General features: G+C 46.9%; 15 protein-coding genes. 7 read left to right on the top strand and 8 right to left on the bottom strand.

What is annotated here, in order from left to right:
• Positions 1 to 177 precede the first annotated feature (177 nt).
• A complete protein-coding gene (locus tag QUB25_RS10255) occupies positions 178 to 1,080 on the bottom strand; it encodes a hypothetical protein (RefSeq protein WP_333183143.1) in 903 nt (300 codons plus the stop codon).
• Positions 1,081 to 1,413: 333 nt separating this feature from the next.
• Here QUB25_RS10255 and QUB25_RS10250 point away from each other — a divergent pair, with 333 nt between their 5' ends.
• From QUB25_RS10250 to QUB25_RS10230, 5 genes are all read left to right on the top strand, one after another.
• Positions 1,414 to 2,361 (top strand): class I SAM-dependent methyltransferase, encoded by a 948-nt coding sequence (locus QUB25_RS10250; RefSeq protein WP_333183141.1) that lies wholly within the window; start codon positions 1,414 to 1,416, stop codon positions 2,359 to 2,361.
• Positions 2,362 to 2,452: 91 nt separating this feature from the next.
• A complete protein-coding gene (locus tag QUB25_RS10245; protein WP_333183140.1) occupies positions 2,453 to 3,469 on the top strand; it encodes a DNA cytosine methyltransferase in 1,017 nt (338 codons plus the stop codon).
• 8 nt (positions 3,470 to 3,477) lie between these two features.
• The gene (locus QUB25_RS10240) at positions 3,478 to 4,476 is read left to right on the top strand and encodes a hypothetical protein (protein ID WP_333183138.1); all 999 of its coding nucleotides are present in this window, start codon (positions 3,478 to 3,480) and stop codon (positions 4,474 to 4,476) included.
• 233 nt (positions 4,477 to 4,709) lie between these two features.
• Positions 4,710 to 4,925, top strand: coding sequence for a hypothetical protein (locus tag QUB25_RS10235; RefSeq protein ID WP_333183136.1), 216 nt, complete (start codon positions 4,710 to 4,712; stop codon positions 4,923 to 4,925).
• Between the two features lie 182 nt (positions 4,926 to 5,107).
• On the top strand, positions 5,108 to 5,431 hold the full coding sequence (locus QUB25_RS10230) for a hypothetical protein (RefSeq protein WP_333183135.1): 324 nt from the start codon (positions 5,108 to 5,110) through the stop codon (positions 5,429 to 5,431).
• A gap of 32 nt (positions 5,432 to 5,463) precedes the next feature.
• Here QUB25_RS10230 and QUB25_RS10225 read toward each other — a convergent pair whose 3' ends face one another.
• The 7 genes from QUB25_RS10225 to QUB25_RS10195 all read right to left on the bottom strand — a co-directional run bounded on the left by QUB25_RS10225 (position 5,464) and on the right by QUB25_RS10195 (position 13,679).
• Positions 5,464 to 6,816 (bottom strand): cytochrome P450, encoded by a 1,353-nt coding sequence (locus QUB25_RS10225; protein WP_333183133.1) that lies wholly within the window; start codon positions 6,814 to 6,816, stop codon positions 5,464 to 5,466.
• Positions 6,817 to 6,924: 108 nt separating this feature from the next.
• On the bottom strand, positions 6,925 to 7,794 hold the full coding sequence (locus QUB25_RS10220; protein ID WP_333183131.1) for a methylated-DNA--[protein]-cysteine S-methyltransferase: 870 nt from the start codon (positions 7,792 to 7,794) through the stop codon (positions 6,925 to 6,927).
• Positions 7,795 to 8,053: 259 nt separating this feature from the next.
• The gene (locus QUB25_RS10215) at positions 8,054 to 8,560 is read right to left on the bottom strand and encodes a MogA/MoaB family molybdenum cofactor biosynthesis protein (protein ID WP_006632696.1); all 507 of its coding nucleotides are present in this window, start codon (positions 8,558 to 8,560) and stop codon (positions 8,054 to 8,056) included.
• Positions 8,561 to 8,643: 83 nt separating this feature from the next.
• A complete protein-coding gene (gene psb28 / locus QUB25_RS10210) occupies positions 8,644 to 8,979 on the bottom strand; it encodes a photosystem II reaction center protein Psb28 (RefSeq protein WP_333183130.1) in 336 nt (111 codons plus the stop codon).
• 209 nt (positions 8,980 to 9,188) lie between these two features.
• Positions 9,189 to 10,652 (bottom strand): DUF1565 domain-containing protein, encoded by a 1,464-nt coding sequence (locus tag QUB25_RS10205; RefSeq protein WP_333061894.1) that lies wholly within the window; start codon positions 10,650 to 10,652, stop codon positions 9,189 to 9,191.
• 326 nt (positions 10,653 to 10,978) lie between these two features.
• Positions 10,979 to 12,706: a hypothetical protein gene (locus tag QUB25_RS10200; protein ID WP_333183128.1), complete on the bottom strand. Its 1,728-nt coding sequence runs from the start codon at positions 12,704 to 12,706 to the stop codon at positions 10,979 to 10,981.
• 124 nt (positions 12,707 to 12,830) lie between these two features.
• Positions 12,831 to 13,679 carry an SMP-30/gluconolactonase/LRE family protein gene (locus QUB25_RS10195; protein ID WP_333183127.1) on the bottom strand — a complete coding sequence of 283 codons (849 nt, stop codon included), beginning with the start codon at positions 13,677 to 13,679 and terminating at the stop codon, positions 12,831 to 12,833.
• A gap of 401 nt (positions 13,680 to 14,080) precedes the next feature.
• Here QUB25_RS10195 and QUB25_RS10190 point away from each other — a divergent pair, with 401 nt between their 5' ends.
• Both QUB25_RS10190 and QUB25_RS10185 read left to right on the top strand, forming a co-directional pair.
• Positions 14,081 to 17,215: a BTAD domain-containing putative transcriptional regulator gene (locus tag QUB25_RS10190; RefSeq protein WP_333183125.1), complete on the top strand. Its 3,135-nt coding sequence runs from the start codon at positions 14,081 to 14,083 to the stop codon at positions 17,213 to 17,215.
• A 187-nt stretch (positions 17,216 to 17,402) separates the two neighbouring features.
• Positions 17,403 to 18,611: a flavin monoamine oxidase family protein gene (locus QUB25_RS10185; RefSeq protein WP_333183123.1), complete on the top strand. Its 1,209-nt coding sequence runs from the start codon at positions 17,403 to 17,405 to the stop codon at positions 18,609 to 18,611.
• Positions 18,612 to 18,643: the final 32 nt, after the last annotated feature.

Raw genomic sequence — 18,643 nt, 5'->3', positions numbered from 1 at the left:
GCTTGACTGTTACGGATGAAGGAAGCGATTTGTTTTTCACAATGCGATTAAAAGAGGTTTGCTAAACATAATTTGCTTATTTTAACTCAAGTTTGTTCCCTCGTTCCCAGGCTCTGCCTGGGAACGCATATCCAGAGGCTCTGCCTCGCTGTTTTCCCTAGCCTGGGAACGACTTTTCTAGTATCTGCCAGAGGCTATTTCAGCATAAGCTCGATCGATCAATCGGCGAGCAACCGTCTGAATTCCAGTATGTTCGTAATAATTGGTAGTCATGTCTAAAAACGCAGCCACATAATCCAATTTGTCATCGGTAACATCAACGTATTGCTTGAGATGGCCTAAAACTATGGCGGGAGTTAAGCCGCGAGACTGTACTAAATTGTTCATCCAACCTTGCGCTGAGGCGAAAGTTGCTGTCACAAATCCGAACTTTTGTGAATTATTTGCGCCCGGAATTAGGTTGCTGATATTTTGGAATGTTGAGTTTTGCTGCAAGGTTGAAGGATTCAATCCGCCTATGGTATTTTGTGCTACTCTAATAAAGTCCGGGCCAAGGGGAATTAAACCGTCAGCACACACTAAAGCAGCCATCCGCATCACAGATTCGCCTTTGTAATGGGATAAATAATTACCAAAGCTTCCCACATTGTCAAGGGAAATATTGTTAAGTTTGCAGAAGGCAATTAGCTCGATCGCCACTTTGACGCACAAGTCGATCGTTTGAGTGGTGTCAGCTTTGGGAGTGAGGCGGTTGAGAAAGGAAAGAAACCCGATGTTTTCGCCAATTTTATTCGCCATAGCCGTTGCACCTAACGCACTGTCGGCGCTGTCTGCTAACTGGTAAAGCCTGACCACGCCTTGATAGGGTTCGTTGGGGTTGGCGTAAAGCTCGATCGCGCGATCGCGAATTTTCCCAACTAATTTGCGCTTTGTTTCCCCTGTCACCGCTTCAATAGTATTATCAAAACCCGTGAGATTATTCCACTCCCCCGGAACCACAAAATCCAGAGATTTGAGCATCATCACAGTGACGCCACCAGACGGCAAATTGTCAACCAATTCCACAATAGATTTGCTCATCACAAACTCCTGAATAGCCCGATTTAAAGTGTTCTTCCAAATACTCCAACTTCGGAAAATCCGATTCCAGATTCCTGCTGAATTCCCCAGAACGAAGTAGGTAAGCGCAAATAAATATTACACGACCCGATCGAGTTTTGCAATCCTTTGATCTTTTCTCTCTTCTCGCTCCTCTGCGTTCTCTGCGCCCTCTGCGGTTCATTAAAAAAAAGTCTTTTCCACAAAACATTTGCATTTAATTCGTCAGCACCAAGTTAAGTTTCATTATAGTGACCGACTCAAAATCGCCCAAACGTGTTAAAATAGATGGCGCAAAATAGAAAAAAATAAAATATGACTGTTGCAGTTAACACAACTCCGGGATTAGCCTCGCGTTTAGTAAATGGCGTACTTTCCATCAAGCCTTTGGCTAATCTAGCCAAGCACCAAGCGCGGGAAATGATGATAAAAAGAGCCGAAAAAATCGGAGTGCATTGGCGACAAGAATCCCAAGCACTTTTAGCTCGAAATTGGGAGGCAGAATTGCTCAGCGTCCAAAATCCCGATCTTGTTTACCCGAAATATTATCTAACTTCATTTCACGCTTACGAACAAGGTAATATGAGCTGGGAAGCTGCTACAGAAGTTGAAGTTGCCGCCCGTACAGTTCACGCGGGAATTTGGCCTGAAGCAGGTGCCGAAGGCGATGCTAAACTTCGCGCCAGCTATCACGAAGTCATCAAATCTCAGATTGCTTCTTCGCCGCAAGATATTGTTGATTTGGGATGCAGTGTGGGAATGAGTACCTTTGCCCTTGGGGAGGTTTACCCGGAAGCGAAGATGACTGGGGTGGAGTTGTCGCCTTATTTCTTAGCCGTTGCTAAATACCGTTCTCAACAGCGAGAAGCTGAATGTTTAAATCAAAAATCTCCGACTTGGGTTCATGCTGCTGCTGAATCTACTGGTTTGCCTGCGGCGGCTTTTGATTTAGTTTCTATTTGTTTAGTTTGTCACGAATTGCCGCAGAAAGCTACTAGAGAAATATTCCGGGAAGCGAGGCGTTTGCTACGTGTTGGCGGACATTTGACAATTATGGATATGAATCCTCAGTCGGAAGTTTATGCCAAAATGCCTCCTTATATTTTGACTTTGCTCAAGAGTACAGAGCCTTATTTGGATCAGTATTTTGGGTTGGATATTGAGGAAGCTTTAATAGATTCTGGTTTTGCACGGCCGACAATTACTTGCAATACAGTCCGACACCGCACTATTGTTGCGGAGGCAATAAATAGTCAGGTATAATGTTTAAAAAAGGTTGGCGGTCGATGATGCTTAAAAAATGTATTAGACCGCAACAACGGTATAATCATCAGGACTTCTGATAACTAAAAGTATGTTAAGCGACGTAAGAGTGAGTAAGCCGAGCTTCGATGATGTCTTATCTTTGGATGGTTCGCAACAAGTGCAAAGAACGTTTTGCATGAAGCCAGAGCCAGCAACAGTTGTTTCTCTTTTTTCTGGTTGTGGCGGTATGGATTTAGGTCTATCTGGTGGCTTTAGATTTCTGGCAAAATGGTACAAACCACTCCCTGTAGATATTGTATGGGCGAACGATATCAACGAGTTTGCTTGCAGAACATACAAGCATAATCTTGGCAAAGAAATAGTTTGCGGTGACATTTGGGATTTGATGGATACTATGCCAAAGTATGCCGATGTAGTTGTTGGTGGCTTTCCTTGTCAAGACATATCCGTCAATGGTAAACGGGCTGGTATTGATGGTAGTAGAAGTGGACTTTATAAAGCAATGGTCGAGGCAGTAAAAAGGCTCAAACCAAAAATATTTGTAGCCGAAAATGTGAAAGGACTGCTGATGCAAAATAACAAAGCATCCTTAGAAAAAGTGATATCAGATTTTTCAAGCATTGGCTATGAGGTAGATTACAGACTATATCATGCAGCAGACTTTGGAGTTCCCCAAACTAGAGATCGAGTTTTCATTGTGGGCACACAGCCAGGAGTTAATTTTGAACCTCCAAGCCCAATTCTTTCAAAAGCCGAGCATATTACATCTGAACAAGCGATCGCCGATCTAGAGCAAATGCCAGAAGATGAATCAATTAACCATATTTGGAGCAAAGCAAACCGAAGCCCCGAGCAAGGGAGCAGATGCTTGAAAGCCGACAGACCGGGCTACACAATACGGGCAGAATGTCACGGGAATATACACTTTCACTATAATCAGCCTAGGAGAATTTCCATGCGGGAGGCGGCACGCATCCAGTCTTTTCCTGACAAGTTTATTTTTCAGTCTAAGCTTCGAGAAACAGAGCGACAGATCGGTAATGCTGTTCCACCCGTATTATCTTGGCATATTGGCAAAGCTGTGATTGCTGCACTAAATAACTAAAGAAGTAAATGAATATTGATGAATTTGAAGCTATTGTATCAGAAGTTGTAGAGCGACTAAATCAAACAATCAGAATAAGCGGCAAGTTCACATCTTCAAAACAATTTGAGGACGCAGTTAGAAATGTGCTTGCGTCGATGGGGTTAACCATTAACTATGAACCTCATCCTCATGTCTTCCCTGATATATCGCTGGGCGAGTTTGGCATAGAGGTTAAATTCACAACGAATGATACATGGAGAAGCATCGCGAACAGTATATTTGAAGGTATGCGCGATCTATCTGTTGAGCATATTTATTTGATTTTCGGAAAAATGGGAGGGGAGGCGGAAGTTAGATGGGGGAAGTACGATGACTGTGTTATCCATGTCAGAACCTCCCATGTTCCAAGGTTCGAGGTTGAAATGACTGCGGAAGAGAGCCTATTTGAGCAAATGGGTACTACCTATGAATCATTCTCTAAAGCTTCAGACGAACAAAAAATGACCTATGTAAGGGCTTACGCAAGAAAACGTCTTAAGCCAGGGGAACGACTGTGGTGGCTTGAGGAGGAAGAAGAACAAGAACACTCTTTACCTCTCCAAGTCAGGATCTATATGAACCTCGATCAGAATGAGAAGCGTCAACTTCGTGCTGAGGCAGCTATACTATGCCCCCAAATAGTTAAGCCTTCGCGTGCTAAAGATAAATACTCCGATGCTGTAAGTTATATGCTCACTTATAGAGGGGTTCTCTGTCCGCAGGCTCGTGACCTATTTACGGCTGGTAGCGTTGCACTAAGAACAGACGGATCTAGGGGCGGAAATTATCTTCAGAGAGCACTTGCTGATATAGAAAGTGAAATGCGAATTGCTGCTGCAACTCTTGAAGACTCTCTGTTTGAGGAATATTGGGGAAGAATCGTGCCCATCGAAGAAAGAATTTCTATGTGGCTGGCTATGGCTGATAAGTATGCAAAGGATTGGATTCCTTCTGAAGTGCTATTTTTGGACAAACTTTCTGACTGAGATGCTGCTTATTAAACGAACATTCTATTGAAAAGAAATTATTAGCACAGATACTCTGACACAAAATTAGCTGAGTATTAACCAAAATGGATTCGTCATAAATTTAGCCTGACAGAATATCAAATTAACGTTGCCATATTTTAGAGCATATCCCAGGTTTATGAAGTACATTAGCAGCTATATTATGTGGTGTCTATTTGTAGGGTGCGTCGGTCTTCAATATTAAATAGAACTTGCAGATTATAGATGGCGACGCACCTTACTTGCTAGAATATTGTGTGTACCATATATACATAGAATATGCTGTACATCGATCGCCAACAAAGATAAACAATACAGAGCGATCGGTGTATAACACGCCGTTGCAGCCGACCAAGTTGAGTGTTACGATTCAAGAGATAATTTACGTTGACAAAGTTCCTGATTTCTACAATCGGAGTCTCAAGTAGGGCTGCATAATCGGGTTGAGAAGGGTATTTAGCCCTTCCCTCCCACACAACCAGGCGTGCGGGTCCGCACCGGGCGGTTCATAATTGCGATGCTACCGGATTGCATATTAGGCAGCCGTAGGAGCTATTAACAGCGCCACTCGTTACACATTCTGATAGAACCCTACAACAAGGACATTATTATGAACTCGACCGCCCCCTCTCAAAACGTCATCGATTGTTTGCAGGTTATCTTGGATGCCACTGCATCGAAAAATTACGAGCTTTTTACCACAGTGGGCGATGCAGGCTACAAAGCGAACATTACACAACAAATGTTTGACGATGTTAGCGAGCAGCTCGCTTCACGCCTGCAAAAGGGATATTCAATTACTTATTTTGGTGAGATAAAACAAGGTAATTCTCCGATTTATTTGTGGAAGCTGAGTTTTGAAGATGGTGGAGATGAATTTGTGGCACACATGACGATGAATGGAGACAAAGTTGCTGGGATTTTCATCGAATAACATATCTTGCTTGACACGGCGTTTCACTGAATCTAACGCCGATCGCCCACAACCGTTAATCGAAACCGATCGGGCGGCACAAAGGTGATTCCCCGGCGGGCCGGACGAATGGGCCGATCGAGATTCGATACAAACTCACGGGAAGACAGCACCGTTGCTAAAACAAGTTTCATTTCAAACATCGATAACGCCATTCCGATGCAGCTTCGACTCCCCCCTCCAAACGGTAAAAATTCAGAGGCGGAAAACTTGCGATCTAAAAAGCGATCGGGATTGAATTGAGCGGGATTTTCGTAGGTTTCAGGGCGACGGTGCGCCAAATAGACACAGGGGATTAAAATCGTTCCCGGTTGATATGTATAGCCTTCGAGTTCGATCGTCCGTTTCACCTTGCGCGGCTGCGAAATTAAGGCAATTGGATAAACCCGCAGCGCTTCCTTGCAGACTGCTGTTAAGTAGGGCGACTGCGAAAGCGCGATCGGATCGGGATTTTCGCCGAGTTCATCCAATTCCTGCCGCAATCTAGCGAGACATTCGGGAAACTGATGCAGCCAGTAAAACGCCCAAGTCAACGCCGATCCAGTCGTTTCATGTCCCAACAACAACAGCGTCATCAACTGATCGCGCAATTCTCGATCGCCGATGGATTCGCCGCTGTCGTCGCGGGCCATCATCAACACCGACAGAATATCCGTGCGAGACGAATCGAGAGAATGCGATCGCCTCTCGGCAATTTCCGCATAAATCAGCGAGTCAATCTGCGCCATCTGCTGCAAAAACTGCCCCCACGGGCTCCAAGGCCCTAAATTTTGCTGCAACGGTTCAAAGAAAAATTGCATGGAGTACAGTTCAGAGGTAATCGCCTCTAAAAGGTTGCTGAGCAATTGTTTCAGGCGTTCGTAGCGCTCTCCCGGCACTAATCCAAACACGACTTGCAAGATTACTTGCAGCGAAATTTCTGACATTTCTTCGCGGACTGCGATCGCATCTGCGGCTTTCCAGTCGATCGTCTGCTTTTTCGTCAAATCAACAATCAAATGCCCTTGACTGTGCAACTGTTCCCGATGCAGGGCGGGCATTAATAGCTGTCGCTGTCGCAGATGTCGCGGCCCTTCATTCATAATGAGGGATTCATTTCCCACCAGCGGCCGAAATACGTTGGTCACTTTGCCAAACTCAAAGGCATCGGCTAACGTCGTAAACACCGCCTGAATCGCTTCTGGACGGCCCAGAAACACCACGGGGGGCGAAGCGGGCCCCAACACGCGGGCGGTAAATGTATCGCCGTATTTGGCAGAGTAGCGATCGAAAAATGCGATCGGGTCAGCTACCAGCGAAAGCGTTTGGAACAAAGCAGGAGAACGAGATCCGGTAGGCAGCGTCATTGAAAAACTGGCGATAGATACACAATCTTTCTAGTGTATATCGATCGACCTTGCACCCTGAAATTTATCTGCGATCGATTGCGAAGGCAAGTAGCAAAAATAGTAATGCTATCGGGAGTGATCGCAGATTGTACGGCTAGCTTCCCAACCTAACATGACTGTTTTACGCTCTACTCCCCAGCCATAGCCACCAAGTTCTCCAGATTCTCGAATGACTCGGTGACATGGAATTAGATAGCCGATCGGATTGTTACCGATCGCATTTCCTACAGCTCTAGCAGCAGTTGGGCGTGCTACCATTTGAGCTATCGTCTGATAGGTGGCGATCGCACCAAATGGCAATTTCAAAAGTGCTCGCCAAACTTGAATCTGAAAGTTAGTGCCTTTTACCAAGAGCGTTAGTGGTTTTTGCTCGCTGAAAGTTTCTGAATTGAAAATCAGGTCGCGCAATGATTGAGTGGCTTGCTCATCACGAATGATTTCAGCGTTTTTCCATGCCAATCGCAATCTTTGTGCGGCGGTTTGTTCGTCTGTTGTATCCAAGAAATAAAGATTACAAATACCGCGGGTAGTTGTAGCAATTAGAGATGTGCCAAACGGGGTATCATGAATGCCATAGCGAATTTGCAAACCTGCTCCGCCTGCTTTGAACTCCCCTGGTGACATTGCTTCTAAGTTCACAAATAAATCGTGCAATCGTCCGGGACTCGATAGTCTCACGTCCAATGTTAGGTCGAGAAGGCTTTTAGTCTGAGTGATTTTTGACTTTGCATATTCAACTGTCAGATATTGCAAAAACCGCTTGGGGCTAATGCCGGCCCATTGAGTAAATAGGCGTTGAAAATGATATTCACTAAGTCCTATGTGTTTGGCCACAGTTGCCAGATTGGGCTGGTTTAGGTGGTGTTGTCGCATAAAGGCGATCGCCCGAGCAATCCGGTGATAATCTTCGCTAGCATAGACACTCGCATTCTGCATCGAAATCATCTAGTCTAAATCGAGGGAATTTTGATGTTTCCTTACTTTAGCCATAGAGCAGGCTCAAAGCCACCCGTTTCTTGCGGTGAATGCACTCAGTCAATTTTAGATTTTAGATTTTAGGTTGAAGAAAGCGACCTTACTGCTAAACCCGGCGGCTTGCGATGAGGATTCAAAGCTTTTTTCTCGCTCCACGGATGCCTCGGGCGACTTGTAACCAAATTTCTTGATTGTCAGTCCATTAACCGAACTTTCGCTCTCACCCTCCCCGCAACTGCGTCACCAAGTGAACTAATTCAGGTAAAATTAGCTTTTCCACAGCTAGTTTTACACCATTGCTAGAGCCCGGAAGAGAAAAGACTAACTTGCCTTGATACACCCCTGCAACTGCGCGAGAGGCGATCGCCCTCGAACCAATTTCTTGATAGCTCAAAAACCGAAATATTTCACCAAATCCTGGTAAAATCCTGTCTAGCAAACTCTCCATCACATCATAAGTCGTATCTCGGGGAGCGATGCCCGTGCCGCCGTTAAAAATGATTGCATCCACATCTTCACGCTGGGAAAAAGCCTGCATTTGCAATACAATTTTGGCCGCATCATCTTTAACAACAGTGTAAGCTACCACAGAGTGACCCGCATCTTTTAGCAGCTTCTTAGTTAACAAGCCACTATTGTCTGTTTCCGCCGAGCGGGTGTCGCTAACAGTAATGATAGCGCAGTTTACGGTTATTTTAGATAAGTCGGGGTGAGGAATTTGCGTCATAGTTTCTTCTTCTAAGCAATCGGCAACCGGCAACCGGCGATCGGCTAACTACCAATTACCAATTACCAATTACCAACTACCCATTATGCCTTGCTAAATCCTAAGCCGTTTGATTCCGAGTAGCGTTCCATAAAACGCATAAATCGATCCCATTCTGCGGGACTTCTCATTAGATAAAGAGCTTCCAAACCTGCAGGCTGACCGTTGATGAACTTAGCCTTAACCTCGCGAGTGAGGAGTTCGCCTTCTTCGTCGATCATGTACATTCCAGTAATGTCTTCGGTACTGGTGTTGCTGAGAGCTTTGGGATTTTCAAAGATAAACGTGGCAGTGCCTTGAGCTCCCGTTTTAGAACGGGTTAGGCGCACTTCGGGCACAGCATCTTCGTCTATACCCCGAGAGAATTGAATTTTAGCCATAATTTGACAGTCGAACCTTAAGGATTGCTTAATTTCTTAATGTTTAATCATAAAACGATTCGGGTACTCGCAAATCAAGACTTGGGAGAGTGGCAGTGGGTGAGAGTGGGTGAAAGTGAGTGAGAGTGAGGCAATTGGAGACAAGGGCGAGGGGATATGGGTTGGTTCTTTGTACCCCAAGTTCTTCTCTCCCTTGTCTTCCAATTCCCTTAGACGATGTAAGGAGAGTTAATAGGATCGGCCCGCTTTGTGGCTACCAGGGTTTGGTAGATGAGGGCGGATATCTCGCCGCGGGTGATGTCGTGGGCGGGGGAAATCTTTTCGCGCGCGGGGTAGTTGACCACGATTTTGCGCTCTGTGGCGGTTGCTATCTCGTCGGTGGCAAAACTGGGAATCTGAGCTCGATCGACATAAACGCTCAAAGAATTGGGGTTGCCCCCCGCCAACTGCAAGCCGTTTACCAAAGAAACGATCGCCTGAACTCTAGTCAAATTCTGCTCCGGGCGAAACGTGCTGTCTGGATATCCAGCCAAAAAGCCAGCTCGATTAGCTTGGTCGATCGCTCCCTTGGCCCAAAAATCCGCCGCCACATCCTTAAAAACCGTCGCCTCACGGCGCGGCACCAATTCAAACGCCTTCGCCAGCATAGCCGCATACTGAGCTCTAGTTACAATCTCGTAAGGCTGAAAAGTGCCGTTGGGAAACCCGCTAACAATATTCATCTTTGCCAAGCGATCGATAAAATCCTTGGCCCAATGCGTGGTGATGTCACTAAACTGTAGCTTGCCAGGAGTCGGAGTTGGCGTCACATTGCCCAAATCAAATAAACCTTTCACCCGCGAAGAATTGAGCTGATTTCCCACCGCAGAAATCTTAACCCCAGTCGCGTTTTGCAAGTCTAATTCACCGTTATTTTGAAAAATATTGCCGCCCCAATCTTGAGCAGTACCAATATCTGGCAGCGACTTCCCCACCGCAGTCAAACCGTCTTCGGTATTTTTTTCAATGCGATTCTTACGCAAAATCGGCTGAGATTCCCCCGCTAAAACGATACCGGATCGATTTTCCAAAATTTGGTTATTAGCAATCAAAGGAGCCGACTGAGCTTGCAGAGAAATGCCGAAACCCGTCTTTTGAAAAATATTGCGCCGTATTGCTCCTTTAGCAGTTCCCGCCGTAATTACGCCAGCGGCTGAGTTTTCCACAAATATGTTGTCGAGAATCGCAGGATTAGCAGTGCCCGTGGCAAAAACGCCTTCGCCCTTACAAAGTGTGAAAGTGCAGTTAGCCACAGTCGGAGAAGTTGACTCAATCCAGACTCCCGTGCCGCGACTATCGAGATTAGTAACAGTTACTCCGCGCAATTCCGAATTAGTTGCTAGCAGTATCGTGATATTTTGACCCGCAGCGGTGGGACTGACAAATTTGCCGCTGCCTTGAATCAGAATGCCTCTACCTTTGTTAGCTTCATTGCCAATAACTTTTACTCCAGAGGGAATTTCCAAGGGGAATTTTTCGCCACTAGCAGCGCTGTAAATTCCCGGTGCTAACTCAATAGTGCTTCCCGATGCAGCGCGGGCGATGATCGCGCGGGCTATAGTTTTGAATGGGGCTGATTGGCTGCCGGCTGCGGAATCGCTGCCTGTTTGCGGGTTGACGTAAAGTGTTGTCATGTTTTTGCCCAAGAGATAATTGGCGATCGAGCTTTTGTGCAATTTTCATTGTCTGCGAACTTGACCCCGGATCTATATTCACCTTTGATTGCGGAGATTATTTAATTGCCCGATATCCGCAACATCACTCATCAGGAGTGGCAACCGCAAGGGGATTGGCACTACAAATCGCTAAACTATTAATTCTTTGGTCAGAAACCGGGTTTCTTGCCTCCGGTTTAACCTAAAAATCAAGATTTTTAGTCAATAAAGTCGATTTTTTTCTCGTTCTCAGTTCGGGGATGTTATGGCATTTTTTTCTGGGTGTGAGCCGTCCTAATTCCAGTTTATTTCACAATACAAGACGCATCCAAAACCACGACAATTTCATTTTGAAAAACAGCACAGCTTGTGATTGCTGAAGCTAAGGCGGGAATTTTCCCTTGTTCTAGAGAAAGCCTCGCCTCCGGTGTAGAATCAAATTGATTTAGCCAGCCATCATCCTTTATATACTGAAGAGTCAAAGCATTGCGATCGAGCATCCAAAAATTAACTCCATAGCTAGTAATGAAACTTTGCAATACAGCTCTATCGGGAGTGTATTGAGCGCGAATTAAATCGTTAAGTCGCTGTTGATATTTGCTGTAGTAGCCTTTCTGATAAGGCACTGCATATTCCTTGGCCACCAGAACCGAACGCTGACTAAATGTTGGCAAATGATCCGTATCGGTCGCGATCGAAGCAATCAGGATATCTTTAGGTTGTTGCTTAAAAAATTTGTACAAACTCGGCATTTTACCTTCTACATATCCGACTGTAGGAAATTTTTTGGCAAAGCAGGGATAAAGCACGACTGCGACAGCGATGGTCGCTGTCGTAATTAGTGCAACTAGGTTTTTTACATCAAATCTTGTTGCGCTTGTTGCTGCCCAATGACCGACTCCATCGATAATTAAAGTGAGGGCGATCGCCGTTATCAACACAACAATAAATCGCAAGCTGTAGGCAGTATAGCGACCTGGTTGATACAGCTTAAAAATGGTAGCATGAGCCGCAAAAAACATCGCCGAGGATGCTAAAAAGAGCTGAAGCAAAAGCCAGATTTTGCTTTGAATCTGATTGGCTAAGGGAAAAGCCGATCGCAAAAATAGCAGCAGCGGAAATAACAGCCCGACACAGTGAGTTACAGGCGTAAACAGCGACTTGGGAAACATCCCGCTGCCCCGCCCTGTCAACCAGTAATCTTTGGGGTTTGGATGAAAAAAAGGATTTCTGCCGTCTGCTGCAAATTCGACCATTGGCTTCGCTTCTGCTGCGGTATAAGTTGGGCCAAATTCAGAGTTATCTAAGGCATAGGGCAGCATTACTAGAAAAATAACTCCCAAACCTGTAGTGCAAAATAGGTAATTAGTTCGATCGCCCGACAAGCGCAAACCGCCGTTTTTCCAGGCTAGCAGGCGCAAAACTAAAATTCCGGCAGCAACCAAGGCGTAAGGAGGATAGAATAGTCCGATAAGTGCGATCGCTCCCAAACAAGGCAGCAACGAACTGCGCGACAAATAATATAAAAAACCGAGAAATATCGGATATATAAAAGCTCTTGGCGTTGTGGAAGCCAAATCATCAGTCATCCACATATGCTGATTTAACAGCAAAGATGCAATAAATCCAGTCATCGGCACTGGCAGCATTTCTAGACACAGGCCAAAACAGTAATAAGTCGAGATTAACGCGAGAAATAGCGGCAATATTTTGTGAAAAAATAGCGGATGAATGCCAAATGTTGCGGCTAATTTGTAGAGCGTGCTGTATCCTGCGGGGGCGACTGATTGAAAGTAATTAGCAATGAAATCGTTGGGGAATAATTCAGGATCGACAAACCGCATCATCCAGAAAACGTGCTGCCTCGCATCGTCTTGCACTATATACTCGGCCCTGAAGGCTTGCTTGAGTCCTAAAAAACCATAAAGTGCAGCAAATGTCAAGCTCAAAGTCAACCAAAATATTGTGTGCGATCGGGATTTGCGATCGACTGTAGCAGTTAGAAATTTGTGCAACCGAGCTATTAATACCATTAGAGATTTGAGATTCGAGATTAAAGAATCGGGAATGACTGATTCTCAAACCTACGATTATATCATGTCCGGTCAATTACCCCTAATAAAAACCGCTTTACTTTCAAGTTCGCCCGATTTTAGATCATTTTCCAGCCCGCACACCCGCAATTTTAAGGCGAATCCGATACAGACTTGTATTTGCCGTAATATAAAGCGTTTTGCGATCGCTTTCTCCCCAAGCCAAATTAGTCGCCGTCTCAGGTACAGAAATCCTCCCCAAAAGCTTGCCATCGGGCGATAAAATCCACACTCCCCCCGGCCCGGTGCTGTAAACATTCCCCTCTAAATCAACTTTTAAACCGTCGGGAACTCCGCCTTTAGTGGCGGCATCTTTTAACTCCGCAAAAAGCCGCTGGTTGGTAACAGTTCCGTCCGGTTTTACATCAAAAACAGCAATGTATCCCGCTTCCGAATTGTTAACATAAAGCTTTTGCTCGTCTGGTGAAAAGGCAATGCCATTTGGCAGCACCAAATCCTTAACCAGCAGAGTTAATTTCCCGTCGGGTGCCAGCCTGTAAACACCGTAAAAACCCAATTCTTCCTGGTCTTTACTAACACCGTAGGACGGATCTGTAAAATAAATGCTACCGTCGGATTTAACAACCAAATCGTTCGGACTGTTGAGCCTTTTTCCCTCGTATCTATCCGCCAATGTGATAACTTTGCCGTCTTTTTCAGTGCGCGATACGCGGCGATTTTCGTGTTCGGCAGTAATTAAGCGGTTTTCTTTGTCTAAAGTATTCCCGTTGGCTTTTCCCGAAGGGCGGCGAAATACCTCAACTTGCTGGTTTGAGGTAAATTTATAGATAATATTGGCGGGAATATCGCTGAACAGCAAAAAGCCGTCTGGATGCCAAATCGGGCCTTCTATAAATTGGAAATCCCCAGCTAGTTTTTCTAATTTCGCGCTGTCATCGAGAATACGTTGCATGGTATTTTTTTTGTCCTGGCTTTCCGTTTGGGCGGTCAAGTTGGTCAAATCAGATGTTAACTGGTTGGACAAATTGCTGTCCTTGAAAGGTTTTAACAGATGATTTTTGAAAAGCGTGTTGCTGAATGCTAGAGTCAAAACTATAAACAAGAGGCTGAAGGTAGCAATTTTGGCGATCATGTTTGCCTTGTTAATTGCATTGAGTGAGAGTCGTAGTAAAAGCGATCATACCGTACCTATATTACATTTATATTAAGAATACCAAATTGTGGCTTCCAACATACTGCCGCGCGGATAACATAGTATAGCAATGTCATTTCAATTAGCGATCGCCACCTGCTGACATTCCTGAACTTAACACGCCGGAGCATGGATTAAAATCACAAATAATATCTAGCTATATGCTTTCTACCTTAGATATCAAACTACTAGGCGGATTCTGCCTTTCCTGTGCAGACAAGCCCATTGTCGGTGTCACCGCAGAGCGCCCGCAAGCTTTGTTGGCTTACCTGGTACTGCACCGCGATATCCCGCAAACCCGTCAGCGGCTTGCCTTTCAATTCTGGGCAGATTCAACGGAGGCCCAAGCTCGCACCAACTTGCGCCGGGAACTGCATCACCTGCGTCAGGGACTCCCCGAGGCCGATCGCTACCTGCTGGCGGATGCCAAAACCCTGCAATGGAATCCCCATGCGCCTTTCGTGCTGGATGTGGCTGAGTTTGAACGGGCATTCGCCGCAGCAGAAGCAGCGGAACGAGCCGCAGATGTTAACGGTGCCAGAACAGCCTGGGAGCAAGCGATCGCACTTTACGGCGGTGATTTGCTGCCGAGTTGTGAGGATGAGTGGATTTTTCCAGAGCGCGAACACCTGCGACAGAAATTGCTTCATGCGCTCGAATCTCTGACTCGCCTGTCGGAAGCTCAGGGTGATTATCGGGCTGCAATCCGCTCTGCACAGCGCTTACTGGAGATCGATCCGTTGCACGAAACCAGCTACGCAGCTTTGATGCGATCGCACCATTTGAACGGCGATCGCGCCAATGCACTGCAAGTCTACCACCGCTGCATGACTTTGCTGCGCGAGGAACTAGGAGTAGACCCCAGTGCGAGCACTCGCAAGCTCTACGAGCAACTGTTGCTGGAAGACGCAGCGCCCGACATTCAACCATCCTCTCAGTCCGCCGGGCCGCCCCAAACGGCTTTGTTTCCCTCGCCTTTGGCTTTGTCGCCTCTAGTGGGGCGCGATCGCGAATGGGCATCGATTCAACAGTGGGCAAACCCCATACTGCTTGGGAAATGCGGCGCGATCGCTCACGCTGAGGCATCGCCAGTGCTCTTGCTCGCGGGCGAACCCGGAATCGGCAAAACTCGCTTGCTGGAGGAGCTGCGATCGACGGCACAGGCGGTACAAGTGCTGTGGGGACGCGGATTTGCGGCAGAGATGGTGCGACCCTACGGCATCTGGATCGATGCGCTGCGATCGCTCGCGATGCCCTCCACAGGCAACATTCCGCCGGAGCTAGGTTTCTTGCTCCCAGAACTCGGTCAACCAGCGCCAGCCTCGCCCGATATGCCTTTGGCACCCTTGCGCGAACGCAGTCATCTATTTGATGCAGTGGTGCAACTGCTGGCTGAATGTGCCGATCGAACTCCGGTGCTGGTAATTTTAGATGACATTCAGTGGATCGATGAAGCTTCATCGGCATTGCTGCACTACGCCATCCGCTTGCTGAGTCATAAGCCGGTTTTATTCGCCTGCACCGGGCGTTCCAGGGAACTAGAGGAGAATTTAGCCATCTGGCGGGTGGTGCAGGCCCTGAGACGAGAGCGACGGCTGCTCAGCCTGGAATTGCATCCTTTGGATCGAGAACAAACGGCTGAACTGATTCGCAGTGTTCCAACCCTCGATCAGACAAATTTGTCTTTAGAAGTTGTGAATCGTGTATTTATTGACAGTGGGGGAAATCCCCTGTTTGCGCTGGAGGTTGCCCGCGCGCTGGGCCAGGATCACTCGACTCACGGGCAGGATTTGGAAGCTTTGATCCGCGATCGTCTCCACCAATTAGATGACATGGCTCGCGAATTTTTGCCTTGGGCGGCAGCATTGGGGCGGAGCTTCAAACCGACAGCGGTGGCTCATGTGGCAGACTATCCGCTGCCCAAATTGCTGATGGCGATCGAACAGCTCGAACAACAAACCATTATCCGTCCCAGCGCCTCTATCGGTGACGAAATCGGCTATGACTTTGCTCACGATATTGTGCGTCAGGCTGTCTACCGGCAGTTGTCACAACCGCGCCGCCATTTGATCCATTTGCAAATTGCCCATAAATTGAATCAACTCTCCACACCAGACGGCGCCTGGGCTGGCGATATTGCCCGTCACGCGGCCCTCGGGGGCGATCGCGGATTGGCCGCGTCTAGCGCCTTGTCGGCAGCAGAACGTTGCTTGAAATTGTTTGCCTACGCGGAAGCATCAGAATTGGCTCAGCTTGGGATCGATCAGTGTCAAGGACTTGACGATCGCACTCGCATTCAATTGCATTTAAAATTGCTGCGGGTTAGCGCGATCGCAGGCGTTACGGGCGATCGCGTTTCTCAACTCGACAGCGAGGTGCACCGCTTAATCGATGAAGCCAATGCTCTAGGTTTAGAAGAAGCAGAAGCCACGGGACTTGAGGCATTGGTGATCTTGCATTTCGATCGCAGCAATTTCGCCAACGTTCACCAACACTCGCTGCGGGCAGCAGAGGTAAGTCGGGCATCGAGTCCAGCTACTGCCGTGCGATTGCTGGTATATAGCGGGTCTTGCTTGGCGGAAATTGGACGGGAAATGACGCGGGCAGAAGCATTGTTGCTGGAGGCGCAGTCCCTGGCGGGGAGAGTTGGCGCTAAAAACATCGGAATTGCCCAAGGGTTGGGGGCTGTACAGCGCCATCACGGGAACTATGCGGAAGCGCGAACTCTGTTGCAACAGGCGTGGCAATTGGCTGCGGCCCAGCAGGATCGCTGGTGCGAGTTTTATAACCTCAGCTATTTGGCGATGACGGAAATGGAAGCGGGCGATCCGGCTGCGGCCTTGCCTTATTGTCAGGAAATGGCGATCGTATCCGCCAAAATCCAAGGCGAAGGCAGTGAAGGGGCGGTGGCTAATGCGCTTTTAGCTTTAGCAAACTATCAGCTTCAGCAAATTGGAGCCGATGCTGGTTTGGAGCGGGCGATCGCGACTTTGCAGCAGGTGGATGCCAAACGGATGCTGTCTTACGTGCTGATTGGGGCGGCTCAAGTCGATTTAGAGTGCGATCGACTCATTTTGGCAACAGCCCGCGCTGAAGCTGCTTTAGAAGCTGCTCAGACGGTCGATCATCCCAGCGAGATTGCTCTGGCTTGGGCAATTTTGATTCAGGGTGCTTTAGCTTTGGGCGATCGAGAAGGGGCGACTGCGCGGTTTGAATCGCTGCGAGATCGCATCTATCGTCCTGCGCTGAGTTTCCGCGCTTGCACCGAGGTCGATCGGGCGCTCGAACAGATTTAGTCATTAGTTATTAGTTGTAGCGAACTGCAATTAGGGATGGTGTTCATCACAGGGAACTTTACTTTACTTCATATCGCTCATCTAATTTTTTAAACTCTTCCGCTTGTTTGCTAATTGTTTCATATTCCGCTTTTTTGCTAAGTTAGGCAAAACCTTTAGTATTACTGTAATTATTTGCTAGACCGCTATGTTTAAAATGAATCGCCGTCAATTTCTATTAAGTAGCGCTGTAACGTTTGGTGCGGCAATAGCCCATGCTCAAGTTAAAGCCCAAAACTCTCGAACTCCAGGAGCATTAGAGAAAGGACTATCCTCTCAGAAAGTGATCGTCGTCGGAGCGGGGTTGTCTGGTTTGGTTGCCGCTTACGAGTTAGCAGCAGTAGGTCATACAGTAACGGTTTTAGAAGCCCGTGAGCGAGTAGGAGGGAGAGTTTTGACCTTGCGAGGCAATTTTAGTGATAATCATTTTGTAGAAGCAGGAGCAGCAAGAATTCCATCCGATCACAATTTAACACTTGGCTATGCTCAACATTTTGGTTTGACTCTGAAGCGTTTTTTACCACCGGATGGGCTTTACATTTCCGTGAAAAATGGGCAACGTCTTCTGATTCCTGCTGATGATTTAGCTAAAATTATACCGGGCGGAGACCTATCAAAAGTTGCTAAAATTGCTCAAGGTTCAGATAGATTACCACAAGCATTTGCTACGGCTCTAGTTGATAAAATTCATCTAGGATCTGCGGTTACTCGCATTGAACAAACTTCTTCAGGGGTTCAAGTCTTGTGCCAATCAGGACAGCACTACACTGGAGACTGTGTAGTATGTACTGTTCCCTTGCCAGTCTTGGGACAGATCAACTTTCAGCCTCCACTATCACCTCAAAAACAGCTTGCTATCGCTGGGGGTTATAATTATCGCGCAGCGACACGAATGTTTGTTGAATTCTCCGAAAGATTCTGGGAAAAAGAAGGATTGAATGGTTGGGGGTTGTTTGACGATCGTCCTGAAGAACTGTGGCAACCAAGTTGGGATTTTCCTGGAAAAACAGGTATTTTGGAAGCTTATCTGAAAGGGGAAAATGCCATTGCTATGGATGCCCTCGCCCCAGAACAACAATTGCCTCAATTACTACAGCGATGGGAAAAGATTCTCCCTGGTATCAGTGCTTATCAGGGCAAGATGACCAGTTATTCTTGGGCTAAAGACCCTTGGTCGAGGTCAGGTTGGGCATACCCGACTGAAGAGCAAGAAAAAAAGTTTTTTGATGAACTTGGAAAGTCGGAAGGTAAAGTCTATTTTGCTGGAGAACACACTTCTACTACGAGGGGATGGATGCAGGGCGCATTAGCATCTGGATTGAGGACTGCTCAAGAGATCCATCAGGCAAGAACTTAATTTTCTGATATTTTTGTGCGATCGCACTATCA

Source organism: Microcoleus sp. B3-D7 (genome assembly GCF_036705305.1).
Taxonomy (GTDB): Bacteria; Cyanobacteriota; Cyanobacteriia; order Cyanobacteriales; family Microcoleaceae; genus Microcoleus.
The sequence above is the reverse complement of the archived record's forward strand: the minus strand, read 5'-3'. Positions and strand labels throughout refer to the sequence as shown.

Bases quoted from the DNA above. Each gene is read 5' to 3' on its own strand.
- QUB25_RS10190 (WP_333183125.1), top strand. From the start codon at position 14,081: ATGCTTTCTACCTTAGATATCAAACTACTAGGCGGATTCTGCCTTTCC.
- QUB25_RS10230 (WP_333183135.1), top strand. From the start codon at position 5,108: ATGAACTCGACCGCCCCCTCTCAAAACGTCATCGATTGTTTGCAGGTT.
- QUB25_RS10200 (WP_333183128.1), bottom strand. From the start codon at position 12,706: ATGGTATTAATAGCTCGGTTGCACAAATTTCTAACTGCTACAGTCGAT.
- QUB25_RS10205 (WP_333061894.1), bottom strand. From the start codon at position 10,652: ATGACAACACTTTACGTCAACCCGCAAACAGGCAGCGATTCCGCAGCC.
- QUB25_RS10215 (WP_006632696.1), bottom strand. From the start codon at position 8,560: ATGACGCAAATTCCTCACCCCGACTTATCTAAAATAACCGTAAACTGC.
- QUB25_RS10225 (WP_333183133.1), bottom strand. From the start codon at position 6,816: ATGACGCTGCCTACCGGATCTCGTTCTCCTGCTTTGTTCCAAACGCTT.
- psb28 (WP_333183130.1), bottom strand. From the start codon at position 8,979: ATGGCTAAAATTCAATTCTCTCGGGGTATAGACGAAGATGCTGTGCCC.
- QUB25_RS10250 (WP_333183141.1), top strand. From the start codon at position 1,414: ATGACTGTTGCAGTTAACACAACTCCGGGATTAGCCTCGCGTTTAGTA.
- QUB25_RS10245 (WP_333183140.1), top strand. From the start codon at position 2,453: ATGTTAAGCGACGTAAGAGTGAGTAAGCCGAGCTTCGATGATGTCTTA.
- QUB25_RS10185 (WP_333183123.1), top strand. From the start codon at position 17,403: ATGTTTAAAATGAATCGCCGTCAATTTCTATTAAGTAGCGCTGTAACG.
- QUB25_RS10255 (WP_333183143.1), bottom strand. From the start codon at position 1,080: ATGAGCAAATCTATTGTGGAATTGGTTGACAATTTGCCGTCTGGTGGC.
- QUB25_RS10220 (WP_333183131.1), bottom strand. From the start codon at position 7,794: ATGCAGAATGCGAGTGTCTATGCTAGCGAAGATTATCACCGGATTGCT.
- QUB25_RS10195 (WP_333183127.1), bottom strand. From the start codon at position 13,679: ATGCAACGTATTCTCGATGACAGCGCGAAATTAGAAAAACTAGCTGGG.
- QUB25_RS10240 (WP_333183138.1), top strand. From the start codon at position 3,478: ATGAATATTGATGAATTTGAAGCTATTGTATCAGAAGTTGTAGAGCGA.